Source organism: Vreelandella gomseomensis (assembly GCF_031451645.1).
Classification (GTDB): domain Bacteria; phylum Pseudomonadota; class Gammaproteobacteria; order Pseudomonadales; family Halomonadaceae; genus Vreelandella; species Vreelandella gomseomensis.
Map to the genome: position 1 here is coordinate 1 of NZ_JARWAI010000021.1, position 2,638 is coordinate 2,638.

2 protein-coding genes are annotated in these 2,638 nt (G+C 62.2%); both read left to right on the forward strand.

Annotation, left to right across the window (positions count from 1 at the left end):
• The first annotated feature begins 230 nt into the window (after positions 1-230).
• The gene (istA, locus tag QC815_RS17270; protein WP_309780916.1) at positions 231-1,775 is read left to right on the forward strand and encodes an IS21 family transposase; all 1,545 of its coding nucleotides are present in this window, start codon (positions 231-233) and stop codon (positions 1,773-1,775) included.
• Positions 1,776-1,789: 14 nt separating this feature from the next.
• The gene (gene istB / locus QC815_RS17275; protein WP_022522218.1) at positions 1,790-2,545 is read left to right on the forward strand and encodes an IS21-like element helper ATPase IstB; all 756 of its coding nucleotides are present in this window, start codon (positions 1,790-1,792) and stop codon (positions 2,543-2,545) included.
• The last annotated feature ends 93 nt before the right edge of the window (positions 2,546-2,638 follow it).

Here is a 2,638-nt window from a genome sequence, read left to right on the forward strand (position 1 = left end):
TGCGTATTCCCCCCTATCGTGACCGCCCATTCCGTTTGAACGTGACCGTCTGTTCTGGATGATGGTGACCGCGCATTCCGTTTTATCGTGACCGATTTTGGGCAGTTTTCCGGAATCGCCGGTCACGTTGCCGGAATCATCGGTCACGTTCCCCCGGAATCACATCCAACACGCTGGAATTCTTCAACTTTATTCGGCATACCCTTCTTTTTCATCACGAGGAAGTGCGGATGCCGGCTGCGAGGATTTCCATGCAACAGATCATCGAGGTCTTGCGCCTCAAGCACGAAGTAGGCCTGAGCCACGACCGCATTGCCCGCGCCTGTGGTCTCTCCAAAGGCGTGGTCGGCAAGTACGTCAGCCAGGCCCAGGCGAAGGGCATCACTTGGCCGTTGCCCGAGGATGCTGATGAGGCCTGGCTGGAAGTACGGCTGTTCCCCGTCAAGGCACCGCCCTCACGCTTTGCCGAGCCGGATTACTTCCAGGTCCACCAGGAACTCAAGACCAAGGGCGTTACCTTGCAACTGCTCTGGGCCGAGTACACGGAACGCCACGGCGACAAGGCCTACCGCTACAGCCAATTCTGCCACCACTACCGGCTCTGGCGGGGGCGGCAACGGCGCAGCATGCGCCAGGTTCACCGGGCCGGCGAGAAGGTCTTTATCGATTACTGCGGACCGACCGTGCCGGTGGTGGACCGGAGCACCGGAGAGATGCGTCAGGCCCAGGTCTTTGTCGCCGTGCTTGGTGCCTCCAGCTACACCTTCGCCGAGGCCACCAGGAGCCAGAGCCTGCCGGACTGGATCGCCTCCCACCAACGGATGCTGACGTTCTTCGGCGGGGTGCCGGCACTGCTGGTTCCGGACAACCTCAAGGCAGCGGTCACCAAGGCGGACCGTTACACCCCGAAGATCAACGAGACCTACGCTGAACTGGCTGCTCACTATCAGACGGCGGTGCTGCCCGCGCGTCCCTACAAGCCCAAGGACAAGGCAAAGGCTGAAGCCGCCGTGCTGTTGGTCGAGCGCTGGATCCTGGCCCGGTTACGGCACCAGACGTTCTTCTCTCTGGCCGAGTTGAACGCCGCCATCGCCGCGTTGTTACCAGCGCTGAACCAGCGCCCGTTCCAAGGACGGACAGAGAGTCGGCAAAGCCTGTTCGATGCCCTCGACCGACCGGCACTACGACCACTCCCCGCCACGCCCTACACCTACGCCGAGTGGCGTAAGGCACGGCCGGGTATCGACTATCACATCGAGATCGAGAAGCGGCTATACAGCGTGCCCCACGCCCTGGTGGGGGTGAAGCTGGACGTTCGGGTGACCGACACCTCCGTGGAGGTCATGCACAAAGGGCAGCGAGTGGCGCTACACCCTCGTCATGGTAAGGGCCGCTTCGTCACCCTGACTGAACACATGCCCAAATCGCACCAGGCCCATCAGAACTGGTCACCGGGACGGTTCCTGAACTGGGCCAATGACATCGGCCCCGGCACGCTGGGCGTGGTGCAGAAGCAGCTCAAGGATCGGCCTCATCCGGAACATGGTTACCGCGCCTGCCTGGGCCTTCTGAACCTTAGTCGGCGCTACAGTCGTGATCGCCTTGAGCAGGCCTGTGCCCGAGCGCTGGCCATCCACTCCGCCAGTTACCAGAGCATCACCTCGATTCTGAAGCAGGGGCTGGATCAGTTACCGCTGCCGGTGGCCGAGGAGCCACCGGAACTGACCGAGCTGCCGGTTCACACCAACGTTCGCGGCCCCCACTACTACCACTGATCCCGGAGAAACGTATGCTAACGCACAACACCCTCGATACCTTACGCCACCTCAAGCTGACGGGCATGGGCGATGCCCTGGAACAACAACGCGCTCAACCGGAAACGCATGACCTGGCGTTCGAGGAACGCCTGGCCCTGTTAGTGGATCGGGAGGTGCTGCACCGGGAAAACCGGCGGCTGGACCGGCTGCTCAAGGCCGCCCGCCTGCGCGTGCCGGCGTGCATCGAAGACATCGATTACCGCCATCCCCGGGGACTGGAACGCTCGCGTATGGCGGCCCTGGCGAGCAGCGATTGGATCCGCCAGTCCCTGAACCTGTGCATCACCGGGCCTACCGGTTGCGGCAAGACCTGGCTGGCCTGTGCCCTGGGCAATCAGGCCTGCCGGCAAGGCCTCTCGGTGCGCTACCTGCGAGTGCCGCGCCTGTTCGAGCAGGTGCGCATCGCGCACGGTGATGGTAGCTACGGTCGGCTGATGAACCAGTTGCTGAAGACCAACCTGCTGATCCTGGATGACTGGGGCATGCAGAAGATCACGGCGCAGCAGCGGCAGGACCTGATGGAAGTAATCGAAGACCGACACGGGCGGGGCTCCACCCTCATCGCCAGCCAGTTACCCACGGAGCACTGGCATGACTACATCGGCTCCGCCACGCTGGCAGACGCCATCATGGATCGGCTCCTGCACGGCGCTCACCGACTCAATCTGAAAGGGGAATCACTGAGAAAAACCAACGCACAAAAAACGGAATCGGTTGACCCATCGTGACCGCTCAGCGTACAAAACTCTCTCCAGCGTGAAGGCCGTGTGCAAATCGGTCACGATCACCGGAATGACCGGTCACGTTCGCCGGAATACGCA

What these genes read in the sequence shown, in the direction of transcription:
- istA (WP_309780916.1), top strand. Translation starts at nt 231, where the DNA reads ATGCCGGCTGCGAGGATTTCCATGCAACAGATCATCGAGGTCTTGCGC.
- istB (WP_022522218.1), top strand. Translation starts at nt 1,790, where the DNA reads ATGCTAACGCACAACACCCTCGATACCTTACGCCACCTCAAGCTGACG.